Origin of the sequence: Streptomyces sp. P9(2023) (assembly GCF_032436795.1) — a bacterium.
In the GTDB taxonomy this organism is placed as follows: domain Bacteria; phylum Actinomycetota; class Actinomycetes; order Streptomycetales; family Streptomycetaceae; genus Streptomyces.
Genome location: NZ_JAUPWM010000555.1, coordinates 1 through 264 on the forward strand (window position 1 = coordinate 1; position 264 = coordinate 264).

A 264-nucleotide genomic window follows, 5' to 3' on the forward strand; every position below is an offset into this window, starting at 1 on the left:
GGAAGCTGGACGCAGACGGCAAGATTGAAATGAAGGATGGCAACCCCGTCTGGATTGACGCAAACGGTGGCGAAGGCGTCATGAACGGCGATACAATCAATCGCCTGAACGGTGAAGCAAAAAAGCTTCGTGAACGGGCAGAAGCCGCAGAAAGCAAGCTGACCGCATTTGACGGTCTGGACGCGTCCAAGGCCCGTGAAGCGCTCGACAAGCTGAAAGATATTGACACGTCAAAGCTTATCAATAGCGGCGAACTGGAAAAGG

At 53.4% G+C, this 264-nt stretch carries 1 protein-coding gene; it reads left to right on the top strand.

Going from position 1 to position 264, the window contains the following annotated elements; genetic code table 11:
- The coding region (locus tag Q5762_RS38680; protein ID WP_315896998.1) for a hypothetical protein at positions 1–264 on the top strand (264 nt) is incomplete at both ends.